The organism is Rhodovastum atsumiense (assembly GCF_937425535.1).
GTDB classification, from domain to species: domain Bacteria; phylum Pseudomonadota; class Alphaproteobacteria; order Acetobacterales; family Acetobacteraceae; genus Rhodovastum; species Rhodovastum atsumiense.
The window spans coordinates 1427501-1447500 of sequence record NZ_OW485601.1 but is presented as its reverse complement, the minus strand read 5'-3'; the positions used below and the strand labels follow the sequence as shown (position 1 = coordinate 1447500).

The window sequence follows — 20000 nt, the reverse complement described above, 5'->3', positions numbered from 1 at the left end:
CTGGTGTGGATGGTTCCTGTGCATGGTGGGTCATGACGGACCGTAAGGTTCGTTTGGAGATCTCGAGCGCGATAAGGGCATTCGGTGGATGCCTTGGCACCAGGAGGCGATGAAGGACGTGGCACGCTGCGAAAAGCCATGGGGAGCCGCGAGCAGGCGTTGATCCGTGGATATCCGAATGGGGAAACCCACCCTTAGGGGTATCCTGAACTGAATCCATAGGTTCAGGAGGCAAACCCGGGGAACTGAAACATCTCAGTACCCGGAGGAAAAGACATCAACAGAGATTCCGCTAGTAGTGGCGAGCGAACGCGGAACAGGCCAGTGGCCTGGCGATTGTAAGCAGAAGGGTCTGGAAAGGCCGGCCAGAGCGGGTGATAGCCCCGTATGCGTTTAGATCGTTGGGTCCTTGAGTAAGGCGGGACACGTGAAATCCTGTCTGAACATGGGGGGACCACCCTCCAAGCCTAAATACTCCCTGGTGACCGATAGCGAACAAGTACCGTGAGGGAAAGGTGAAAAGCACCCCGATGAGGGGAGTGAAATAGACCTGAAACCGAATGCCTACAAGCAGTCGGAGCCGCATCTGCGGTGACGGCGTACCTTTTGTATAATGGGTCAGCGAGTTTCTGTTCGCGGCAAGCTTAAGCCGATAGGCGTAGGCGCAGCGAAAGCGAGTCTGAACAGGGCGTTCAGTCGCGGGCAGAAGACCCGAAACCGAGTGATCTAGCCATGGCCAGGCTGAAGGTGGGGTAACACCCACTGGAGGGCCGAACCCACGCCTGTTGAAAAAGTCGGGGATGAGCTGTGGCTAGGGGTGAAAGGCCAATCAAACTCGGAAATAGCTGGTTCTCCGCGAAATCTATTGAGGTAGATCGTCGTGTGATCACCCTCGGGGGTAGAGCACTGGATGGGCTAGGGGGTCCCAAAGACTTACCAAACCTAACCAAACTCCGAATACCGAGGAGTGCAGCGCGGCAGACAGACGGTGGGTGCTAAGGTCCATCGTCGAGAGGGAAACAGCCCAGACCGCCAGCTAAGGCCCCCAAATCGTGGCTAAGTGGGAAAGGATGTGGGAATTCCAAAACAACCAGGAGGTTGGCTTAGAAGCAGCCATCCTTTAAAGAAAGCGTAATAGCTCACTGGTCTAATAGAAATCCTGCGCCGAAAATGTAACGGGGCTCAAGCCACGTGCCGAAGCTGCGGGTGCAGAGCAATCTGCGCGGTAGCGGAGCGTTCCGTAGGCCTGCGAAGGGAGTGGGGTGACCCCTCCTGGAGGTATCGGAAGTGCGAATGCTGACATGAGTAGCGACAAACAGTGTGAGAAACACTGTCGCCGAAAGTCCAAGGGTTCCTGCGCAAGGTTAATCCGCGCAGGGTGAGCCGGCCCCTAAGGCGAGGGCGAGAGCCGTAGTCGATGGGAACCAGGTTAAAATTCCTGGGCCTGCTGGAAGTGACGGATGTGAAACGTGGTGGGGGCTTATCGGATTGTCCCTGCGGCCGGAACATCCCGGGAAACAGCTCCAGCGTATAGACCGTACCCGAAACCGACACAGGTGGACTGGTAGAGTATACCAAGGCGCTTGAGAGAACGATGTCGAAGGAACTAGGCAAATTGCCCGCGTAACTTCGGGATAAGCGGGACCCGGCTGTGGGCAACCATGGTCGGGTGGCACAGACCAGGGGGTAGCGACTGTTTAGTAAAAACACAGGGCTCTGCGAAGTCGAGAGACGACGTATAGGGTCTGACGCCTGCCCGGTGCCGGAAGGTTAAGAGGAGGTGTGCGAGCACTGAATTGAAGCCCCGGTAAACGGCGGCCGTAACTATAACGGTCCTAAGGTAGCGAAATTCCTTGTCGGGTAAGTTCCGACCTGCACGAATGGCGTAACGACTTCCCCACTGTCTCCGGCATCGGCTCAGCGAAATTGAATTCCCCGTGAAGATGCGGGGTACCCGCGGTCAGACGGAAAGACCCTATGAACCTTTACTGCAGCTTTGCAGTGGCATTAGGAGAGCACTGTGTAGGATAGGTGGGAGGCTTTGAAACCGGGGCGCCAGCTTCGGCGGAGCCAACCTTGAAATACCACCCTGGGCGCTTCTGATGTCTAACCGCGATCGGTCAGCCCGATCCGGGACCCTGCATGGCAGGCAGTTTGACTGGGGCGGTCGCCTCCCAAATGGTAACGGAGGCGCGCGATGGTGGGCTCAGGCCGGTCGGACATCGGCTGCTGAGTGCAATGGCATAAGCCCGCCTGACTGCGAGAGCGACAGCTCGAGCAGAGACGAAAGTCGGCCATAGTGATCCGGTGGTCCCGCGTGGAAGGGCCATCGCTCAACGGATAAAAGGTACTCTAGGGATAACAGGCTGATCTCCCCCAAGAGTCCACATCGACGGGGAGGTTTGGCACCTCGATGTCGGCTCATCACATCCTGGGGCTGGAGCAGGTCCCAAGGGTTCGGCTGTTCGCCGATTAAAGTGGTACGTGAGCTGGGTTTAGAACGTCGTGAGACAGTTCGGTCCCTATCTGCCGTGGGTGAAGGAGACTTGCGAGGAGCTGTCCCTAGTACGAGAGGACCGGGATGGACGCACCTCTGGTGAACCGGTTGTCGCGCCAGCGGCACCGCCGGGTAGCTATGTGCGGACAAGATAACCGCTGAAAGCATCTAAGCGGGAAACTTCCCTCAAAACCAGGTCTCCCCGAGGGCCGTGCAAGACCAGCACGTCGATAGGCCGGATGTATACGCGCGGCAACGCGCTCAGCTAACCGGTCCTAATCGCCCAACAGGCTCGATCATCTCCCCCATCACGCACAGCAGTCATCCACACCAACCGCCACTCAGGCCTCACCACGCACACACACCGACGCAAACACCAGAACCTGCCCCCACACCCTGACACACACAATCAGGGTGGGTTTGACGACCTGGTGGCTCTGGCGGGGTCCCCCCACCCGATCCCATCCCGAACTCGGCCGTGAAATACCCCAGCGCCCATGGTACTGCGTCCTAAGACGCGGGAGAGTAGGTCGCCGCCAGGTCTTCAAACCCACCCTGACCACCACACCAACACTCCCAACACGCCCCATCAGTCGACAGCTTCGCCGCGGGGTGGAGCAGCCCGGTAGCTCGTCAGGCTCATAACCTGAAGGTCATAGGTTCAAATCCTATCCCCGCAACCACCACTCCAACCGCCGCCAACGCACACGCGTCGGCGGCGGTTCGCGTTTGCGCGCGTGAACCGCTGCGAGCCCTGACCAGGACGCGCTTGCAGCCCCCACGCACCGTAGCTATAAGCGCGCCCTCGTTTGCGCGCCGGGCCTGAAGGGCATGCCCGGCCGCGACGCCTGCGCCGTGCAGGACCTCGATTGAAGGAGACCCAAATGCCCAAGATGAAGACGAAGTCCGCTGTCAAAAAGCGCTTCAAGATCACCGGCACCGGCAAGGTGCTCGCCGGCCCTGGCAAGAAGCGGCACAACCTGTCCGCCCGCAGCCAGAAGGCCAAGCGCACCAACCGCGGCAGCCAGGTGCTGACCCATGCCGACGGCCTGACCGTCAAGCAGTGGGCCCCCTACGGGCTCGAGTAAGGAAGGGAACGGCACATGGCACGCGTCAAGCGCGGCGTTACCACCCACGCCCGCCACAAGAAGGTTATCGATCAGTCGAAGGGCTTCTTCGGCCGGTCATCCACGAATTACCGCATCGCGCTCGAGCGTCTGGAGAAGAGCCTCCAGTATGCCTATCGCGACCGCCGGGTGAAGAAGCGCGAGTTCCGCGGTCTGTGGATCCAGCGCATCAACGCCGCGGTCCGCGAGCACGGCCTCACCTACAGCCGTTTCATCGACGGGCTGAAGCGCGCCGGGATCGAGATGGATCGCAAGGTGCTGGCGGCGATCGCCTATGACGACCCCACCAGCTTCGGTGAGATCGTGAAGAAGGTGCAGGCCGCCCTGGCCTGATCGGCTTCCCTGGGAAGCGAGCGACCGATCACGAAAGGGCCGCCCGGCAACAGGGCGGCCTTTTTTGCACGGAAACGAGCATGAGCGACGATCTGCAGGCGCTGAAGAGCGAAACCGAGGCGGCGCTGGCCGCCGCCACCGATTTGCGCGCCTGGGACGCGATCCGCGTCGGCGTGCTGGGCAAGAGCGGCAGGCTGACCGGCCTGCTGAAGGAACTCGGCCGGCTTTCGGCGGAGGAACGCCGCGAGCGCGGCGCCGCGCTGAACCGGCTGAAGGAGGAACTGACCGCACTGGTCGAGGCACGTCGCCTTGATCTGGAAGCGGCCGCGCTCGATGCCCGGCTCGCGGCCGAGCGCATCGATGTCACCCTGCCCCCCCGTCCTTCCGCGACCGGCCTGATCCATCCGATCAGCCGCACCATGGACGAGATGGCGGCGATCTTCGGTGCCATGGGCTTCGCCATCGCCGAAGGGCCGGACATCGAGAATGACTGGCTGAACTTCTCCGCCCTCAACATCCCCGCGCACCATTCCGCGCGCGAGGACATGGATACCTTCTATCTGCCGGCCCAGACGCCGGGCGGGCGGCGGCCGGTGCTGCGCACCCATACTTCGCCGGTGCAGGCCCGCTCCATGCTCGGGCGCGAGTTGCCGTTCCGGGTGATCGTGCCTGGCCGCACCTATCGCGCCGACCACGACGCCACCCACAGCCCGATGTTCCACCAGGTGGAAGGGCTGGTGCTCGACCGCAACATCACGCTGGGCCACCTCAAGGGCTGCCTGATCGACTTCCTGCGCAGCTTCTTCGGCATTTCCGATCTGCCGGTCCGCTTCCGCTCCTCCTATTTCCCGTTCACCGAGCCCTCGATGGAGGTGGACATCGGCTGGAACCGCAAGACCGGCGAACTCGGCGGCGGCGGCGACTGGCTGGAAATCCTGGGCAGCGGCATGGTGCATCCGAAGGTGCTGGCCAATTGCGGCATCGACCCGCGCGAGTGGCAGGGCTTTGCCTTCGGCATGGGGATCGAGCGCGTGACCATGCTCAAGCACGGCATCCCCGACCTGCGCACCTTCTACGAGAGCGACATCCGCTGGCTGCGCCATTACGGCTTCAATCCGTTGGTCCCCGCCATGCTGCACGAGGGCGTGTGACACCATGAAGTTCACCCTGTCCTGGCTGAAGACGCATCTCGACACCGATGCGCCGCTGCAGACCATCACCGACACGCTGACCCGCATCGGCCTGGAGCTGGAAGGCGTGGAGGATCGCGGCGCCGCGCTCGCGCCGTTCCGCATCGCCCATGTGGTGGAGGCGCTGCCGCACCCGAATGCCGACCGGCTGCGCGCCTGCAAGGTGGATGCGGGCGATGGCAAGCTGATCTCTGTGGTGTGCGGCGCGCCGAATGCGCGCACCGGCATGAAGGCGGTGTTCGCTGCCGCCGGCAGCTATATCCCGGGCACCGGCATCACCCTGAAGGTGGGCGAGATCCGCGGCGTGCAGAGCGCCGGCATGCTGCTCTCGGCCCGGGAGATGGGGCTGGGCGACGACCATTCCGGCATCGTGGACCTGCCCGAGGACGCGCCGGTGGGCGTGCCCTATGCAACATGGGCCGGGCTGGATGATCCGGTGATCGACATCGCCGTCACCCCCAACCGCGGCGACGCGCTGGCGGTACGTGGCGTGGCACGCGATCTGGCGGCGGCGGGCCTGGGCACGCTGAAGCCCTTCGCGCCGGCCCCTGTGCCTGCCGTGTTCCCGAGCCCGCTGCGCTGGGCCATCGAGATGCCGCAGGCCTGTCCGTGGGTGCTCGGCCGCACCATCCGCGGCCTGCGCAACGGGCCGAGCCCGCAATGGCTGCAGGATCGCCTGGTCTCGATCGGGCTGCGGCCGATCAACGCCCTGGTCGATGTCACCAACTTCTTCACCATCGATCTCGGCCGTCCGCTGCACGTCTTCGACGCCGACAAGGTCAGCGGCGGCGTGCTGACCTTCCGTCCCGGAGCGGGGGAGACCTTCCGGGCGCTGAACGGCAAGGACTACACCGTCGGTCCCGAGGACTGCGCCATCGCCGATGCGGCGGGCGTGCAATCCCTGGCTGGCGTGATCGGCGGCGAGGCGACCGGTTGCGACGAAGGCACCACGACCGTCTTCGTGGAGGCCGCCTATTTCGACCCGGTGCGCATCGCCCTGACCGGACGTCGCCATGGCATCAGCTCGGATGCGCGGGCCCGCTTCGAGCGCGGCATCGATCCCGCGCTGATGCCCGACGCCATCGAGGCGGCGACCCGCCTGATCCAGGAACTCTGCGGCGGCGAGGCGAGCGAGGTCGTGGCCGCGGGTGCAATGCCGGAGTGGCAGCGCACCGCCACGCTGCGCTTCCGCCGGCTGGAGGAATTCGGCGGCCTCGCCGTGCCGCCCGACGAGGCGGTGACGGCGCTGGAGCATCTGGGCTTCGCGGTGACTGCGCGCGATGCGGCGCAGGTGACGGTGCAGGTGCCGTCCTGGCGCAACGACGTCGCCGCCCGCACCTCGCTCGATCCCTGGCCCGAGTTGCCGCCCGAGCGTGCGGCCGCCGCGGCGGCGGGGCGCGATGCGGTGGAAGCCGAGTGCGACCTGATTGAGGAAGTGCTGCGGCTGCGTGGCCTGGATGCCGTGCCGCCGGTCAGCTTGCCGGGCGCCGCGCCGGTGCCGGGCCAGACCCTGACCCCGCGCCAGGGCCGTTCGGCGCTGGCGCGGCGGACGCTGGGGGCGCGCGGGCTCGCGGAATGCGTGACCTTCAGCTTCATGGCGCGCGAGCAGGCGGCGCTGTTCGGGCCGGCGCCCGAGCCGTTGCGCCTGGTCAACCCGATCGCGAGCGATCTCGATCAGATGCGCCCGACGCCGGTGGCGACGCTGGTGCTGGCGGCGCAGCGCAATGCCGCGCGTGGCTGGCCGGACCTTGGCCTGTTCGAGGTCGGCCCCGGCTATGAAAGCCCGGCCCCTGAGGGCCAGCGCTGGATCGCCGGCGGGGTGCGCACCGGGGCCACGCCACGCAACTGGATCGCGCCTGCGCGCACGGTGGACGCGATGGACGCCAAGGGCGACGTCTGGGCGGTGCTGCAGGCCCTGGGGGTGCCGATGGAGGCCTTGACGGTCACCGCCGACGCCCCTGGCTTCTACCATCCCGGCCGTTCCGGCGTGGTGCGGCAGGGGCCGAAGACGGTGCTGGCGACCTTCGGCGAACTGCATCCGCGCATGCTGGCGGCCCTGGATCTGGCCGGCCCGGCGGTTGCGTTCGAAGTGTTCCTGGATGCGGTCCAGGATCCGAAGCGCCGCAAGAAGGCCGCCCCGGATATCCCGCCCTTCCACCCGGTTCGCCGCGACTTCGCCTTCCTGGTGGGCACGGATGTGTCGGCCGAGGCGGTGCTGCGCGCCGCCCGCGGGGCCGAGCGGACCTTGATCACGGGCGTCTCCCTGTTCGACGTTTACGAAGGCGAGAAGCTGGAGCAGGGCCGCAAATCCCTGGCGATCGAGGTGGTGTTCCAGCCGCGCGAGCGCACCCTGACCGACGCCGAGATCGAGGCCGCCTGCCAGAAAGTGGTCGCCGCGGTCACCAAGGCGACCGGCGCCGTTCTGCGCGGCTGACAGGAGCGGCGGAAATGCCTATGTCCCTGCCATGACCGACACTCCGCTCGAGCGTATCCGCAACTTTTCGATCATCGCCCATATCGACCATGGGAAGTCCACGCTCGCCGATCGCCTGATCCAGGCGACCGGCGCGCTGTCGGCGCGCGAGATGACCGAGCAGGTGCTCGACAACATGGACATCGAGCGCGAGCGCGGCATCACCATCAAGGCGCAGACCGTCCGCCTGAGCTACCGGGCGAAGGACGGGGAGCTCTATGAGCTCAACCTGATGGACACGCCCGGCCACGTGGACTTCGCCTATGAGGTGAGCCGCAGCCTCGCCGCCTGCGAGGGGTCGCTGCTGGTGGTGGACGCCTCCCAGGGCGTGGAGGCGCAGACGCTCGCCAATGTCTACCAGGCGATCGACGCCAACCACGAGATCGTGCCGATCCTCAACAAGATCGACCTGCCCGCCGCCGAGCCCGACCGGGTGAAGCAGCAGATCGAGGACGTGATCGGGCTCGATGCCTCCGACGCGGTGATGATCAGCGCCAAGACCGGGCTGAACATCGAGGGCGTGTTGGAGGCCCTGGTGACCCGCCTGCCGCCGCCCAAGGGCGACGCCAACGCGCCGCTGAAGGCGCTGCTGGTGGATTCCTGGTACGACCAGTACCTGGGCGTGGTCATCCTGGTGCGGGTGAAGGACGGGCGCCTGCGCAAGGGCCAGCGCGTCCGCATGATGTCCACCGGCGCCGTACACAACCTCGAGCAGGTTGGCGTGTTCACGCCGAAGATGATTCCGGTGGATGATCTCGGGCCCGGCGAGATGGGTTACATCACCGCCGCCATCAAGACGGTGGCCGATTGCAATGTCGGCGACACCATCACCGATGACCGCGCCCCGGCGACCGAGCCGCTGCCCGGTTTCAAGCCGAGCGTGCCGGTGGTGTGGTGCGGGCTGTATCCGGTCGATGCCGACGATTTCGAGAAGCTGCGCGAGAGCCTGGCCAAGCTGCGCCTGAACGACGCCAGCTTCCACTACGAGCCTGAGACCTCGGCGGCGCTGGGTTTCGGCTTCCGTTGCGGCTTCCTCGGCCTGCTGCACCTGGAAATCATCCAGGAACGTCTGTCGCGGGAATTCGACCTCGACCTGATCGCGACGGCGCCGAGTGTCGTGTACCGCGTGCATCGTACCAACGGCGAGATGCACGAACTGCACAATCCGGCGGACATGCCCGATCCGAGCGTCATCGACCATATCGAGGAGCCCTGGATCAAGGCGACCATCATGGTGCCGGACGACTATCTCGGCAGTGTGCTGACGCTGTGCAGCGAGCGGCGCGGTCAGCAGACCGACCTGACCTATGTTGGCAACCGTGCCATGGCGGTGTACCGGCTGCCGCTGAACGAGGTGGTGTTCGACTTCTATGACCGGCTGAAGAGCGTCAGCCGCGGCTATGCCAGCTTCGACTACCACATGGACACCTACGCCGAGAGCGACCTGGTGAAGATCTCGATCCTGGTGAACGCGGATCCGGTCGATGCCTTGTCGTTCATTGCCCACCGGGCGCAGGCGGAGAAGCGCGGTCGGGCGATCTGCGAGAAGCTGAAGGACCTGATCCCGCGCCAGTTGTTCAAGATTGCCATCCAGGCGGCGATCGGCGGACGGGTGATTGCCCGCGAGACCATCGGCGCGCTGAGCAAGGACGTGACCGCGAAGTGCTACGGCGGTGACATCACGCGCAAGCGCAAGCTGCTGGAGAAGCAGAAGGAGGGCAAGAAGCGGATGCGTCAGTTCGGCAAGGTGGAGATCCCGCAGAGCGCCTTCCTCGCGGCGCTGAAGATGGACGCCTGACCGGAGGGGGAGCAGGCGGCTGCACCTGGCGGGGGGTGAACAAAAGGATGAAGATGTGCCGTTGCGGTGTGCGCCGCGTGTCCCTATAAGGCACCCGCCATCGAACGCGGAGAGGTGCCGGAGCGGTCGATCGGGACGGTCTCGAAAACCGTTGTACGTTTACGCGTACCGTGGGTTCGAATCCCACCCTCTCCGCCATCTGGTTGACATCGTTAAATATTTTGGCCTTTGACGCTTCGGGTACCCACAGGTGTCCAAAGCGGTGATACAACTTTGAGGCCATCTTCGCGCCGCGTCGCCATCATCTCCCGCTGAGGTGACGCGGTCACTTCGACCGCGGGAGCTTCCCAAATCACCTCGCGGGCGCGTGACCGCTGGCGTCAGTCGTGTCCAGGCACCGAGGCCAGCACCTGGTCGCACGTCTCCACGAACAGGTCCACCTGCGCCCGCGACAGGCAAAGGGGAGGCCGGATCTTCAAGATGTTCGCGTCCGGTCCGCTGGCACTGATGAGCACGCGGCGTTCGCGCAGGGCATTGACCACGTAGGTGGTCTCGGCGGTAGCGGGGGTTTGCGTGACGCGGTCGCGCACCAGTTCGCAGCCGATCGAAAGCCCGGCGCCGCGGACATCGCCAATCAGCAGGTGCCGTGCGGCAAGGGCACGAAGCCCGTCCTGCAGATAGGCGCCGACGCTCCGGGCATTCTCGGCCAGCCCTTCGTCATGCAGCACCTGCAGCACCGCAAGCCCGGCCGCCGCCGACACTGGATTGCCGCCAAACGTGTTGAAGTAGCGGGACGTGCTGCCGAACCGTTCCAGCAGCTCGGGGCGGATCGCCAGCCCGGCCAGCGGATGGCCGTTGCCCATCGGCTTGCCCATGGTGACGATGTCGGGCTCCACGCCGTGCCGCGCAAAGCCCCACATCTGACCGGTACGCCCGAAGCCCGGCTGCACCTCGTCGGCGATGAACAGCGCGCCGGCCGCACGGGCCGCGGTCACCGCTTCGGCCAGGAAGCCCGCCGGATCCGGGAAGACGCCGTCGGAGGTGAACATCGTGTCGACCAGCAGCGCGCAGGGGCGGATGCCGTGACGGCGCAGATCCTCGAAGGCTTGCCGGACATCCTCGGCGAAGCGGCGCGGCATGTCGGCGCTGCCGCGATAGGCGTCCGGTGCCGCCACCGTGGCAACATGCCGCCCGAGCGGCACACCGGCCCCGAGCGAGGGCGACAAGTCGGCAAGCGACGCCGTGACGCCGTGATAGGCGAGGGCGGTGACGACGATGCCCTCGCCGCCGGTGTGGCTGCGGGCGATGCGCAGCGCCAGGTCGTTCGCCTCCGAGCCGGTGCAGGTGAACATCACGTGGCCAAGTGCGGCGGGCAGGGTGGCCAGCAGCGCCTCGGCATAGTCGAGCACGGTCTCGTGCAGATAGCGCGTATGCGTGTTGAGCTGCGCGGCCTGGGCGGCGATCGCCGCGACGATGCGCGGGTGCGCGTGCCCCATGGAGGCAACGTTGTTGTAGCAATCAAGGTAGCGGTTGCCCGCGGCGTCGAACAACCAGGCGCCTTCCCCCCGGACGGGGTGCACCGGATGCTCGTAGAACAGCCGGTAGGCCGGGCCCAGCAGGCGACGGCGGCGCTCCACCAGCGCCCGTTCCCGGGGCGAGAGGCCGGTGGCGCTGGTCGGATCGAAGGCGTTGATCATCACCGGGGCGGCGGCCGGCGGCAGGTCCTGCATCGTCGTCATTCCTCGTCGGGCAGCAAGGCGGTCAGGGGGAGTCTTGCCAGGGACTCCAGGCCGGCCCGGGCACCGGGCACGTTGCGCAGGATATAGGCCGCGTTCTCCGGCTGGCGCCGGGCGCGCCAACTGGTGATCAGCACGGTCATCGTCATGCGGGTGGCGATCAGCGCCGGCAGCATGGCGGCCTCGGCCGGGGGCACCGGCAGGACCCGGCGATACCCGGCGAGGAAGGCGGCCGGACCGGCGAAGGGGGCGTTGCCCGCGCGCAGCAGGTAAGCCGCGGTCGTCGCGATCTCCTGCAGGCGCGGGGCGCGGACCATGTCGCCGAAATCGATGATCCCCGTCAGGCGCCCGCTGTCCTCCGGGTCCACCAGCACGTTATGCGGATTGAGGTCGTTGTGGATCACCTGGGTCGGCAGACGCGCCAGCAGGGGCGCGGCCTCGGCCTCGAAGCGCGCGAGCGCCGCGGCGGCAAGGTCACGCAGCGCCGGATCGGCGACCTCGTCGAGCAGCGGCCGCAGGCCAGGGGCCTCGCGCAGATCCCACAGCAGGCGGCGCCGGTCCGCCGCGTGGGCGAAGCCTTCCAGCGCCCGGTCGAGACGGGCGGTGAGCATGCCGAGAGCATGCGCCTGCCCGCCGGCGGCATCCGCGCCGGGGGGCATCGGCTGACCGGGGAGAAATGACAGAACGCGCAGCAGGCTGTGCCGGCCGTCGCGCAGGGGATGGCGCACCGAGGTGGCGCCGTCACGGCTGCGCCGCATCCGCGGCACCGGCAAAGTGGGGTCGGCGGCTTCCAGGTGCAGCAGGGCTTCCGTCTGGAAGTTGGTGATCCCGGCGCTTTCCTCGGGATGCGCGAACTTCACCAGCACCGGTGCTTCCCCGGACGGGGTCAGGCGGAAGTTGCGGTCGCGCTCGCCGCCGAGCGGCACCAGTTTCCCGCTCAAACCATAGGCACGCGCCAGCACGTCGTGCACGTCGGCGAGGGGGAGGTCGGGTGGCGGCACGGCCATCAACGGGTCGGAGAGGAGGTCCGTCGGGGCCTCTCCGGGGGCAGGAGCCAGGTGCATCGGACGCATGCGCACCAAAATAGCAGGATTCATGCCATTGCGCGCGCACGACGTCCGGGTGATTCAATTCATGGGTTCGTATGACTGGTTGGCGGCGACCCGAACCGCTCCCGTCGTCCCGGCACCGCGGCGAGCAGGGCGGCGGTGTAGGGATGCGCCGGGGCCGTGAACAGCCGGGCGGTTTCGCCTTCCTCCACCACGCGGCCGTTCTGCATCACCGCGATGCGGTCGCAGATGCTGGCCGCGATCCGCAGGTCATGGGTGATGAACACCATCGACAGGCCGAGCCGCGCCTGCAGGTCGGCGAGCAAGGCAAGGACCTGCGCCTGAATCGAGACGTCCAGCGCCGAGACCGGCTCGTCGGCCACCAGGATCTCGGGCTGCATGGTCAGGGCCCGGGCGATGCAGATGCGCTGGCGTTGGCCGCCGGAGAATTCGTGCGGGTACCGTTCCGCCGCCGCCGGATCGAGCCCTACCAGTTCCAGCAATTCCGTGGCCCGTCGCCGGGCCTCCGTCACCGGCACGCCCTGCAGCACCGGTCCCTGTGCCAGCAATGTGCCGACGCGTCGCCGTGGATTGAGCGAGGCGAAGGGATCCTGGAAGATCATCTGCACCCGTCGCCGCGCCGTCCGCAATTCACTGCCCCGCAACGTGGAGAACGGGCAGTCGCCGATCCGTACCGCACCCGCATCGGCTTCGAGCAGCCGCACCAGGCAACGGGCCAGGGTGGACTTGCCCGAGCCGCTCTCGCCGACGATGCCCAGGGTGCTGCCGCGCGGCAGCGTCAGGGAGACCCCGGCCAGCGCCGCGACTCGCCGTTTTACCCTCCCAAGCAGGCTGCGCTCGGCGAAGGTCTTGGTCAGGCCATCGATCCGCAGGGCGGCATCACGCGACGGCACTGGGCGTGGCGGTGGTACCTGCAAGGTCGGGACCGCGGCGATCAGCGCCCGTGTCGCCGCGTGGCGCGGCTGCTGCAGCACCGAGGCGGCGGGGCCATGCTCCACCAGATGCCCGCCGCTCATCACCGCCACCTGGTCGGCGATGTCGGCGACCACGCCGAAATCATGGGTGATGAACAGCACCGCGGTGCCGCGCCGGCGCTGCAGCGCGCGGATCAGCGCCAGGATCTGGGCCTGGGTGGTGACATCCAGCGCCGTGGTGGGCTCGTCGGCGATCAGCACCGGCGGTTCCAGGGCCATCGCCATGGCGATCATCGCCCGCTGCCGCTGCCCACCGGAGAGCTGGTGCGGATAGGCGTCGATGGCGGTGGCCGGATCGGGCAGGCGCACCTCCCCCAGCAACTGCAGCACCCGCGCGCGGATGGCGGCGGCCGACAAATCGGTGTGGGTGCGCAGGATCTCGCCGATCTGCCGGCCGATCCGCTGCAGCGGGTTGAGCGCGGTCATCGGTTCCTGGAACACCATGCCGACGCGCCGGCCGCGAATCTGCCGCAGCGCCGCCGGCGGCAGTGCCAGCAGGTTCTGTCCGTCACAGCGGATCTCGCCGGCGACGGCGCGAACGCCCTCCGGCAGCAGGCCGATGACGGCGTTGGCGAGCATGGTCTTGCCCGAGCCGGAAGCGCCCACCACGCAGGTGATCTGGCCGGCCGGCAAGGCCAGCGATACGTCCTCCACGGCGAGGCGCCGTTCGGCGCCGGCGGGCAGAGTGATGGACAGGCGCTCGATGGCCAGGGCCGGGTCGGCGGCAGGGATCACGGTCATCGGCGGTGCAGCCGCGGATTGAGTGCGTCGTTCAGCCCCTGGCCGACCAGCGAGACCGCCAGGACCGTCAGCAGGATCGCCACGCCGGGGATCGCCGACACGTACCATTGCACCCGCAGCACAGCCCGGCCGCTGCCGATCAGGTTGCCCCAGGAAGGGACATTGGGGTCGGAAAGCTGCAGGAAGGCCAGGGCGCTCTCCATCAGGATCGCCACCGCCATGATCACGCTGGCATAGACCACGATCGGTGGCAGCGCGTTCGGCAGGATTTCAGTGAAGATCAGCCGGGCATCGCCCATGCCCTGGCCACGGCAGGCCTGTACGAAATCACGCTGACGCAGAGTGAGGAATTCCGCCCGGGTCAGCCGCGCCGCCGGCGGCCAGGACACCACGCCGATCGCCACGGTTTCGGTCGGCAGCGTCGAGCCGTACACCGCCACCAGCACCAGCAGCAGCAGGAAGCCCGGCAGGATCTGGAAGGCCTCGGTGATGCGCATCAGCACGTCGTCGATCCAGCCGCCGTAGTACCCGGCGACCGCGCCGATGACGATGCCGATCAGCAGCGCGAGCAGGGTCGCCACCCCGCCGATCAGCAGCGAGACCCGCGCGCCATGGAAGATCTGGGCTGCGATGTCGCGGCCGCGATTATCGGTGCCGAGCCACAGATGCGGGTTGGTGAAGGGCCATTGCAACGGCCGGCCGGCCAGGTCGAGCGGGTCGCCGGAAAAGCACAGATCGGCGCTGGCCGCCATCGCCAGGACCGCCAGCAGCAGCGCCAGTCCGATGACCGCTGCCGGGCTGCGCAGGAAGTGCCGCATGTCAGTCGCGCCCTGCGATGCGGGGGTCGACCAGCCCGTACAAGAGGTCGGTGAGGAAATTCACCACGATCACCACCAGGGAGGAGACGAAGGCGATGCCAAGCAGCGTGTTCACATCGCGCTGCACCACGGCCTCGAAGGCAAGCCGGCCGAGCCCGGGCAGGGCGAACACGCTTTCCACCACCACCGAACCGCCGAGCATGGTCCCGGCCTGCAGGCCGATCAGCGTGATCATGGGCAGCAGCGCGTTGCGCAGCACGTGGCGGGTCAGTACCGCGGTCTCACTCAGCCCCTTGGCGCGGGCGGTGCGGACGAAATCCAGCGTCAGCACCTCGAGCACCGCGGCGCGCATGATGCGCAGATAGGTGGCCAGGAAGATCAGCGACAGCGTCAGCGTCGGCAGCAGCAGATGCCAGGCGATGTCAAGCACGCGCGCCAGGCCGCCTGCCTGCTGTCCCACATCCTCCAGCCCGCCCGGCGGTAACCAGCCCAGCCGGACCGCGAACACCACGATGCCCATCAGGCCGAACCAGAAGGACGGCGTGGCGTAGAACACCAGGCCCAGCGTCGAGATCAGCGTGTCCGGCCAGCCATTGATGCGTTGCGCCGCCAGGATGCCAAGCGCCATGCCCGCCGCGAAGGCGAAGCACAGCGCCGATCCCATCAGCAGCAGCGTCGCCGGCAGCCGCTCCAGGATCACCGCTGCCACCGGCTTGTCGTAAATCGCGGAGAAGCCGAGATCGAGTTGCACCAGCCGCCACAGGTACTGGCCAAGCCGCGCCGCCACCGACAGGTCGAGCCCGTAGAAATGCCGCAACTGCTCGGCCATGGCCGGGTCGCCGCCGCCCATCTGCGCCAGCAGCGCATCGACCGTGTCCCCCGGTGCGAATTGCAGCAGCAGGAACAGGCCGATGACGATCACGCCCAGCGTCGGCAGGCTCGCGGCCAGCCGACGCAACGCCAGCCCGAGCAGACGCATCGCCGCGTCTCAGGCCGACAGCCAGACGTCGCGGTAATCGCCGGAATCCCAGCGCGGCGAGGTGTGGTGATTGCGCACCCGTCGGCTGGTGGCGGCGAAGAACTGGCGTTCGGTGATCATCCACACCGGGATCTCGGCGTTCACCGCCTCGACCCATTGCGCATAGAGCGCGCGCCGGCGGGCCGGGTCGGTCTCGCTGGCCGCCTCGTCGGTCAGGGCATCCACCCGGTCCGACTGCCAGCCGAACTGGTTGGTCCAGGGCGCGCCCTTCGGGCTGCCGGAGCGGTACCAGACCGTGGTGGAGACGGCCGGGTCGCCGCGGTACTGGTGCCAGCCGGTGGCGAGGTCGAAGTTCCAGTCGCGATAGACCGTGGTCAGCGCGCCGGCGATATCGAACTGCGCGATCTCCACCTTGATGCCGACCGCGGCCAGGGATTGCTGGATGAAGGTGGCGAGCAGCGGCACGTCCTCGCCATTGTTGATCGGCACCAGCCGCAGGGTGAAGCGCACGCCGCCGGCGCCGCGACGGTAGCCGGCCTCGTCCAGCAGGGCTTCGGCCTTGCGGCGGTCGAACGGGTAGGGCGGCTTGCTGCCGGCCGGGTAGAAGGCGGGCGAGGACGAAGGAATGGGGCCGGTGGCCGGCTTGCCCTGGCCGTAGAGGAAGTTCTCGATGAAGAACGGCACGTTGATGGCGTGCGCGATCGCGCGGCGCACCCGCACATCCGCAAGTTCCTTGCGGCGGGTGTTGAATTCCAGCGTGTTGTTGAAGGCGTTCGCCTCCAGGCCGCGGGTGGAGATCTCGAAGCGCGGATCGTCCTTCAGCCGGTCCAGATCGGCCAGCGGCAGCGCGTTGTAGGCGCTGATCTGGATCTGTCCCGCTTCCAGCGCCGCCGCGGCGGCGGATTTGTCGGTGATGACCCGCCAGACGATCCGATCCAGGTACGGCAGGCCGGCGCGCCAGTAGCTCGGGTTGCGCTCGGCGATGATGAACTGGCCGCGCTCGTATTGCACGAAGCGATAGGGGCCGGTGCCGACCGGGGCGGTATTGGCGGGGTTGTCCAGCACGTTGCCGCCCTCGAACAGATGCCGCGGCACCACGTAGCCAAGGTCGCACAGCGCCCGCAGCAACAGGTCGAGCGGCATCGGCCGGGCATAGCGGAAGACCGCGGTGTGTGGATCGGGGGTCTCCACCGCTTCCAGGTACTGCTGCAACTGGGTGCCGTAGTTGAGGTGCTTTTTCCACAGTTCCATGGCGTTGAACTGGACATCGGCCGCGGTGAACGGCTTGCCGTCATGCCAGGTCACGCCTTCGCGCAGGCGGAAGGTGATGCTGCGCCCATCCGGTGTGGCGCTCCAGCCGGTGGCCAGGACCGGCACCGGGCGGCCAGTGGCGTCGAGGTCGACCAGGGCCTCGATGATCTTGCTGGTGACCACATAGACGCCGGTGGAGGCCCGCAGCGCCGGGTTGAGGATGCGCTGTTCGGAGCCGAAATGCACGTTCAGCACGCCGCCGCGCACCGGTTGTTCGGCGCTGGCCTGGCGGATGGCGAACGGGCCGGCCGCCATGGCCGCCCCGGCGAGCATGGCACGACGGCTCAACAGAAAGGATGTGGTCATGGCAATGCATCTCCCCCGACGGGCGGTGTGGTGCGGCCCCATGCCGCCTCGGCCGTGCCACCGCAGCAACGAACGACACCGGCGCGAGCGGTATCGCCTGCAGGTCATCGCCGCTGGACGGGAAATCGTCCAGGCAGTTTGCACGCATGGCTGAAGTGGTAGCCAAAATATTGACATTGCCTTCGGGCTATTCACATTTTCACCCCATCCTCCGCTCCATTCCCGGAGCCTGTTCGTGGAATCCATCCATGTCCCCTCTGCTGCCCCGGATCGACCATGTCGTCATCAACGTGCGTGACGGCCTCGATGCCGCTGCGGCGCAGTACCGCCGGCTCGGCTTCGCGCTGACGCCGCGAGGCCATCACAGCCTTGGGTCCAGCAACCATCTGGCGATCTTCGGCGACGATTACCTGGAACTGCTGGGCCAGGAGCCGGATCGCACGCCGCGCCGCACCGAGCTGTGGCAGGCCCCGGCCGGCCTGAACGGGCTGGTGTTCAAGCCGCCCGCCGGCGGCGATCTCGCCGCGGTGCTGGCGGAGCGTGGCGTGCCGGCTGATCCGCCGCGCAGCTTCGTGCGGCCGGTGGCGCTGGCGGAGGGGACGCGCGAGGCACGATTCCGCACCACCACCTTGCCCGGCGCGGTTGCCACCGGCCGCGTCTTCTTTTGCGAGCATTTCACGCCCGAGCTGGTCTGGCGCGAGGAATGGCGGGGTCATCCGAACGGAGTGACCGGGCTGGCGGCCTTCGTGATCGCAACCGACCTTCCCGCCCGCGACGCCGCCCCTTTCGCACAGTTGTTCGGCGCCGACGCCCTGGCCCCGGTTGCCGGTGGCCTCGCCCTGGCGGCCGGCAACGCCGCGCTGCTGCTGTTGACGCCAGCCGAGATCGCGCGCCGCTACGGCGATGCGGTGCCATCCCTGCCCACTGGCGAGACGCGGATGGTGGCGCTGGAACTGCGGGTCGGGTCGCTGGCGGTGGCCAGGGCTGCCCTGGCCGAGGGCGGCATCGCCGATGTGCGCGAGCAACCGGACCGGGTGGTGGTGCCGGCTGCGGTCGCGGCCGGGGTTACGCTGGCTTTCATCGGCTGATCCCCGGACATGGCAGTCTCGACAAGGCGAGGAGACAATCAGGACATGCTCGAAGCGGGGCAGGACATGCAGGCGGCTCCGGCCCTGGCCGGCGGAGTGCCGGCGTGAGCACGGGCGCGGTGGTCGCGGCAGACCGGCTGGAGCAACTGGTTGCCGCCATCTTCCGTGGCACCGGCAGTGCGCCGGAGGAAGCGGAGGAGGTGGCACGTCACCTGGTGGAGGCGGATCTGACCGGCCATGCCAGCCATGGCGTGACCCAGGTCGAGATCTATGTGCGCAGCCAGCGCCTGGGGCACCTGCAGCCGAACCGCCATGCCGAGATCGTCCGCGACGACCCGCCTTTTCTCGTCGTCGATGGCGGCATCGGCTTCGGGCAGGTGATCGCGCGCGAGGCGATCGACCTGGCGAGCGAGCGGGCGAAGGCGGCCGGCGTGTCGATCCTGGCGCTGCGGTATGCGCATCATATCGGCCGGCTCGGCGCCTATGGCGAGCGCTGCGCGGCGGCGGGACTGATCGCCATCCTGTTCGCCAATGTCGTCAGCATCCCGCGGGTTGCCCCGTTCGGCGGCGCCCGGTCGCGGCTGGGCACCAACCCGATCTGCATTGCCTTTCCCGCCACGCCAAGGAATCCGCCGGTGCTGGTTGATTTCGCTACCAGCGCCATTGCCGGCAACAAATGCCGCATCGCCATGGCCAAGGGCGAGGAGGTAGCCGAGGGATTGCTGCAGGATGCGGACGGCAATCCGACCCGCGACCCAGGCGTCATCTTCAGCGAGCCGGCCGGATCGTTGCGCCCCTTCGGTGGCCACAAAGGGTACGGCCTGGCGCTGGCATGCGAAATCCTGGCCGGGGCCATCGCCTCGGGGGTGCCGACACTGCCCCAGAACCTGCGCGCCGGACGCTTCCTCAACAATGCCCTGGCCTTCGTCTTCGATCCGACCCGGATCGCCGGTACGCAGTGGCAGGACCTGACGGATTCCGTGCTGGAGAATCTCCGGGACACACCGCCCTCGCCTGGCAGCGACGGCGTCCTCATTCCCGGCGAGCCCGAGGCGCAACGGCGTCGTGTGCTGCAGCGCGAGGGCGTCCCGGTCGATCCCGTGACCATGGCCGCCCTGCACCGGATCGGCGGCGAGCTGGGGCTTGACGTGACGGCGCAGTTGTTCGGCTGACGGCCAGGGCGCCCCGGGGCGCAGCGCAGGGAAATTCAGACTCTTTTCGTAACGTCCTGTGACGGACTACGATGGCCTGCGCGCGGCACTGATGGCCAAATGGAGCGATGGTCAGGTAAAAGGGACGATCAATAGGCTGAAGATTCCAGAGTGCCAGATATTGGGCTGCGTGAGGCTCGACCTGCGTGCCGGACACTTCGTCCGATGTACGGAGAAGATCACATGACGAGTGTTACCACGACAACATTCGATCGCGACGGCCTGACGATTGCCAAGGTGATCGGACTGAGTGCGGGCATTCTCGGTCTGGTCGCGGTTTTGCTGCTGCCGCTGCCGGCCGGGCTGCCATCGGCCGGCCTCAGCATGATGGCCATCATGTTGTTCGCG

The 20000-nt window shown here is 67.2% G+C and carries 14 protein-coding genes, 2 tRNA genes and 2 rRNA genes (1 of these 18 cut by a window edge); 12 read left to right on the top strand and 6 right to left on the bottom strand.

Annotation, left to right across the window (positions count from 1 at the left end; all coding sequences use genetic code 11):
* Nucleotides 1-60: 60 nt before the first annotated feature.
* The 9 genes from NBY65_RS06410 to NBY65_RS06370 all read left to right on the top strand — a co-directional run bounded on the left by NBY65_RS06410 (nucleotide 61) and on the right by NBY65_RS06370 (nucleotide 9616).
* Nucleotides 61-2797: ribosomal RNA gene (locus NBY65_RS06410) — 23S ribosomal RNA — on the top strand.
* Between the two features lie 127 nt (nucleotides 2798-2924).
* Nucleotides 2925-3039 (top strand): 5S ribosomal RNA (rrf, locus tag NBY65_RS06405).
* A 64-nt stretch (nucleotides 3040-3103) separates the two neighbouring features.
* Nucleotides 3104-3180, top strand: a tRNA-Met gene (locus NBY65_RS06400).
* Between the two features lie 201 nt (nucleotides 3181-3381).
* On the top strand, nucleotides 3382-3585 hold the full coding sequence (gene rpmI / locus NBY65_RS06395; RefSeq protein ID WP_150045409.1) for a 50S ribosomal protein L35: 204 nt from the start codon (nucleotides 3382-3384) through the stop codon (nucleotides 3583-3585).
* A gap of 15 nt (nucleotides 3586-3600) precedes the next feature.
* A complete protein-coding gene (rplT, locus tag NBY65_RS06390; protein ID WP_150045410.1) occupies nucleotides 3601-3957 on the top strand; it encodes a 50S ribosomal protein L20 in 357 nt (118 codons plus the stop codon).
* Nucleotides 3958-4037: 80 nt separating this feature from the next.
* Nucleotides 4038-5108, top strand: coding sequence for a phenylalanine--tRNA ligase subunit alpha (gene pheS / locus NBY65_RS06385; protein WP_150045411.1), 1071 nt, complete (start codon nucleotides 4038-4040; stop codon nucleotides 5106-5108).
* A 4-nt stretch (nucleotides 5109-5112) separates the two neighbouring features.
* A complete protein-coding gene (gene pheT, locus NBY65_RS06380) occupies nucleotides 5113-7581 on the top strand; it encodes a phenylalanine--tRNA ligase subunit beta (RefSeq protein WP_150045412.1) in 2469 nt (822 codons plus the stop codon).
* Between the two features lie 31 nt (nucleotides 7582-7612).
* The gene (gene lepA / locus NBY65_RS06375) at nucleotides 7613-9418 is read left to right on the top strand and encodes a translation elongation factor 4 (protein WP_150045413.1); all 1806 of its coding nucleotides are present in this window, start codon (nucleotides 7613-7615) and stop codon (nucleotides 9416-9418) included.
* Nucleotides 9419-9526: 108 nt separating this feature from the next.
* A tRNA-Ser gene (locus NBY65_RS06370) sits at nucleotides 9527-9616 on the top strand.
* 182 nt (nucleotides 9617-9798) lie between these two features.
* Here the strand turns inward: NBY65_RS06370 and NBY65_RS06365 are convergent.
* The 6 genes from NBY65_RS06365 to NBY65_RS06340 all read right to left on the bottom strand — a co-directional run bounded on the left by NBY65_RS06365 (nucleotide 9799) and on the right by NBY65_RS06340 (nucleotide 17353).
* Complete coding sequence (locus NBY65_RS06365) at nucleotides 9799-11148, bottom strand: aspartate aminotransferase family protein (protein WP_203330734.1); 1350 nt, start codon at nucleotides 11146-11148, stop codon at nucleotides 9799-9801.
* A 5-nt stretch (nucleotides 11149-11153) separates the two neighbouring features.
* Nucleotides 11154-12218 (bottom strand): phosphotransferase, encoded by a 1065-nt coding sequence (locus NBY65_RS06360; RefSeq protein WP_162530878.1) that lies wholly within the window; start codon nucleotides 12216-12218, stop codon nucleotides 11154-11156.
* Nucleotides 12219-12286: 68 nt separating this feature from the next.
* The gene (locus tag NBY65_RS06355; protein ID WP_150045415.1) at nucleotides 12287-13939 is read right to left on the bottom strand and encodes an ABC transporter ATP-binding protein; all 1653 of its coding nucleotides are present in this window, start codon (nucleotides 13937-13939) and stop codon (nucleotides 12287-12289) included.
* Nucleotides 13936-14757 (bottom strand): ABC transporter permease, encoded by an 822-nt coding sequence (locus tag NBY65_RS06350; protein WP_150045416.1) that lies wholly within the window; start codon nucleotides 14755-14757, stop codon nucleotides 13936-13938. The genes NBY65_RS06355 and NBY65_RS06350 overlap by 4 nt, the downstream gene beginning before the upstream one ends.
* Before the next feature lies 1 nt (nucleotide 14758).
* A complete protein-coding gene (locus NBY65_RS06345; protein WP_150045417.1) occupies nucleotides 14759-15736 on the bottom strand; it encodes an ABC transporter permease in 978 nt (325 codons plus the stop codon).
* Between the two features lie 9 nt (nucleotides 15737-15745).
* Nucleotides 15746-17353, bottom strand: a complete 1608-nt coding sequence (locus NBY65_RS06340) for an ABC transporter substrate-binding protein (RefSeq protein ID WP_150045418.1) — start codon at nucleotides 17351-17353, stop codon at nucleotides 15746-15748.
* A gap of 248 nt (nucleotides 17354-17601) precedes the next feature.
* Between NBY65_RS06340 and NBY65_RS06335 the strand changes: the two genes are divergently transcribed.
* From NBY65_RS06335 to NBY65_RS06325, 3 genes are all read left to right on the top strand, one after another.
* Nucleotides 17602-18441 (top strand): VOC family protein, encoded by an 840-nt coding sequence (locus tag NBY65_RS06335; protein WP_239003221.1) that lies wholly within the window; start codon nucleotides 17602-17604, stop codon nucleotides 18439-18441.
* A gap of 104 nt (nucleotides 18442-18545) precedes the next feature.
* Complete coding sequence (locus NBY65_RS06330) at nucleotides 18546-19613, top strand: malate/lactate/ureidoglycolate dehydrogenase (protein ID WP_239003229.1); 1068 nt, start codon at nucleotides 18546-18548, stop codon at nucleotides 19611-19613.
* 222 nt (nucleotides 19614-19835) lie between these two features.
* Nucleotides 19836-20000, top strand: partial view of a DASS family sodium-coupled anion symporter gene (locus tag NBY65_RS06325; protein ID WP_150045419.1) — the start only. 1335 nt of this gene lie beyond the right edge of the window; 165 of the gene's 1500 nt are visible here — the first part of the coding sequence; it begins with the start codon at nucleotides 19836-19838; the stop codon falls past the right edge of the window.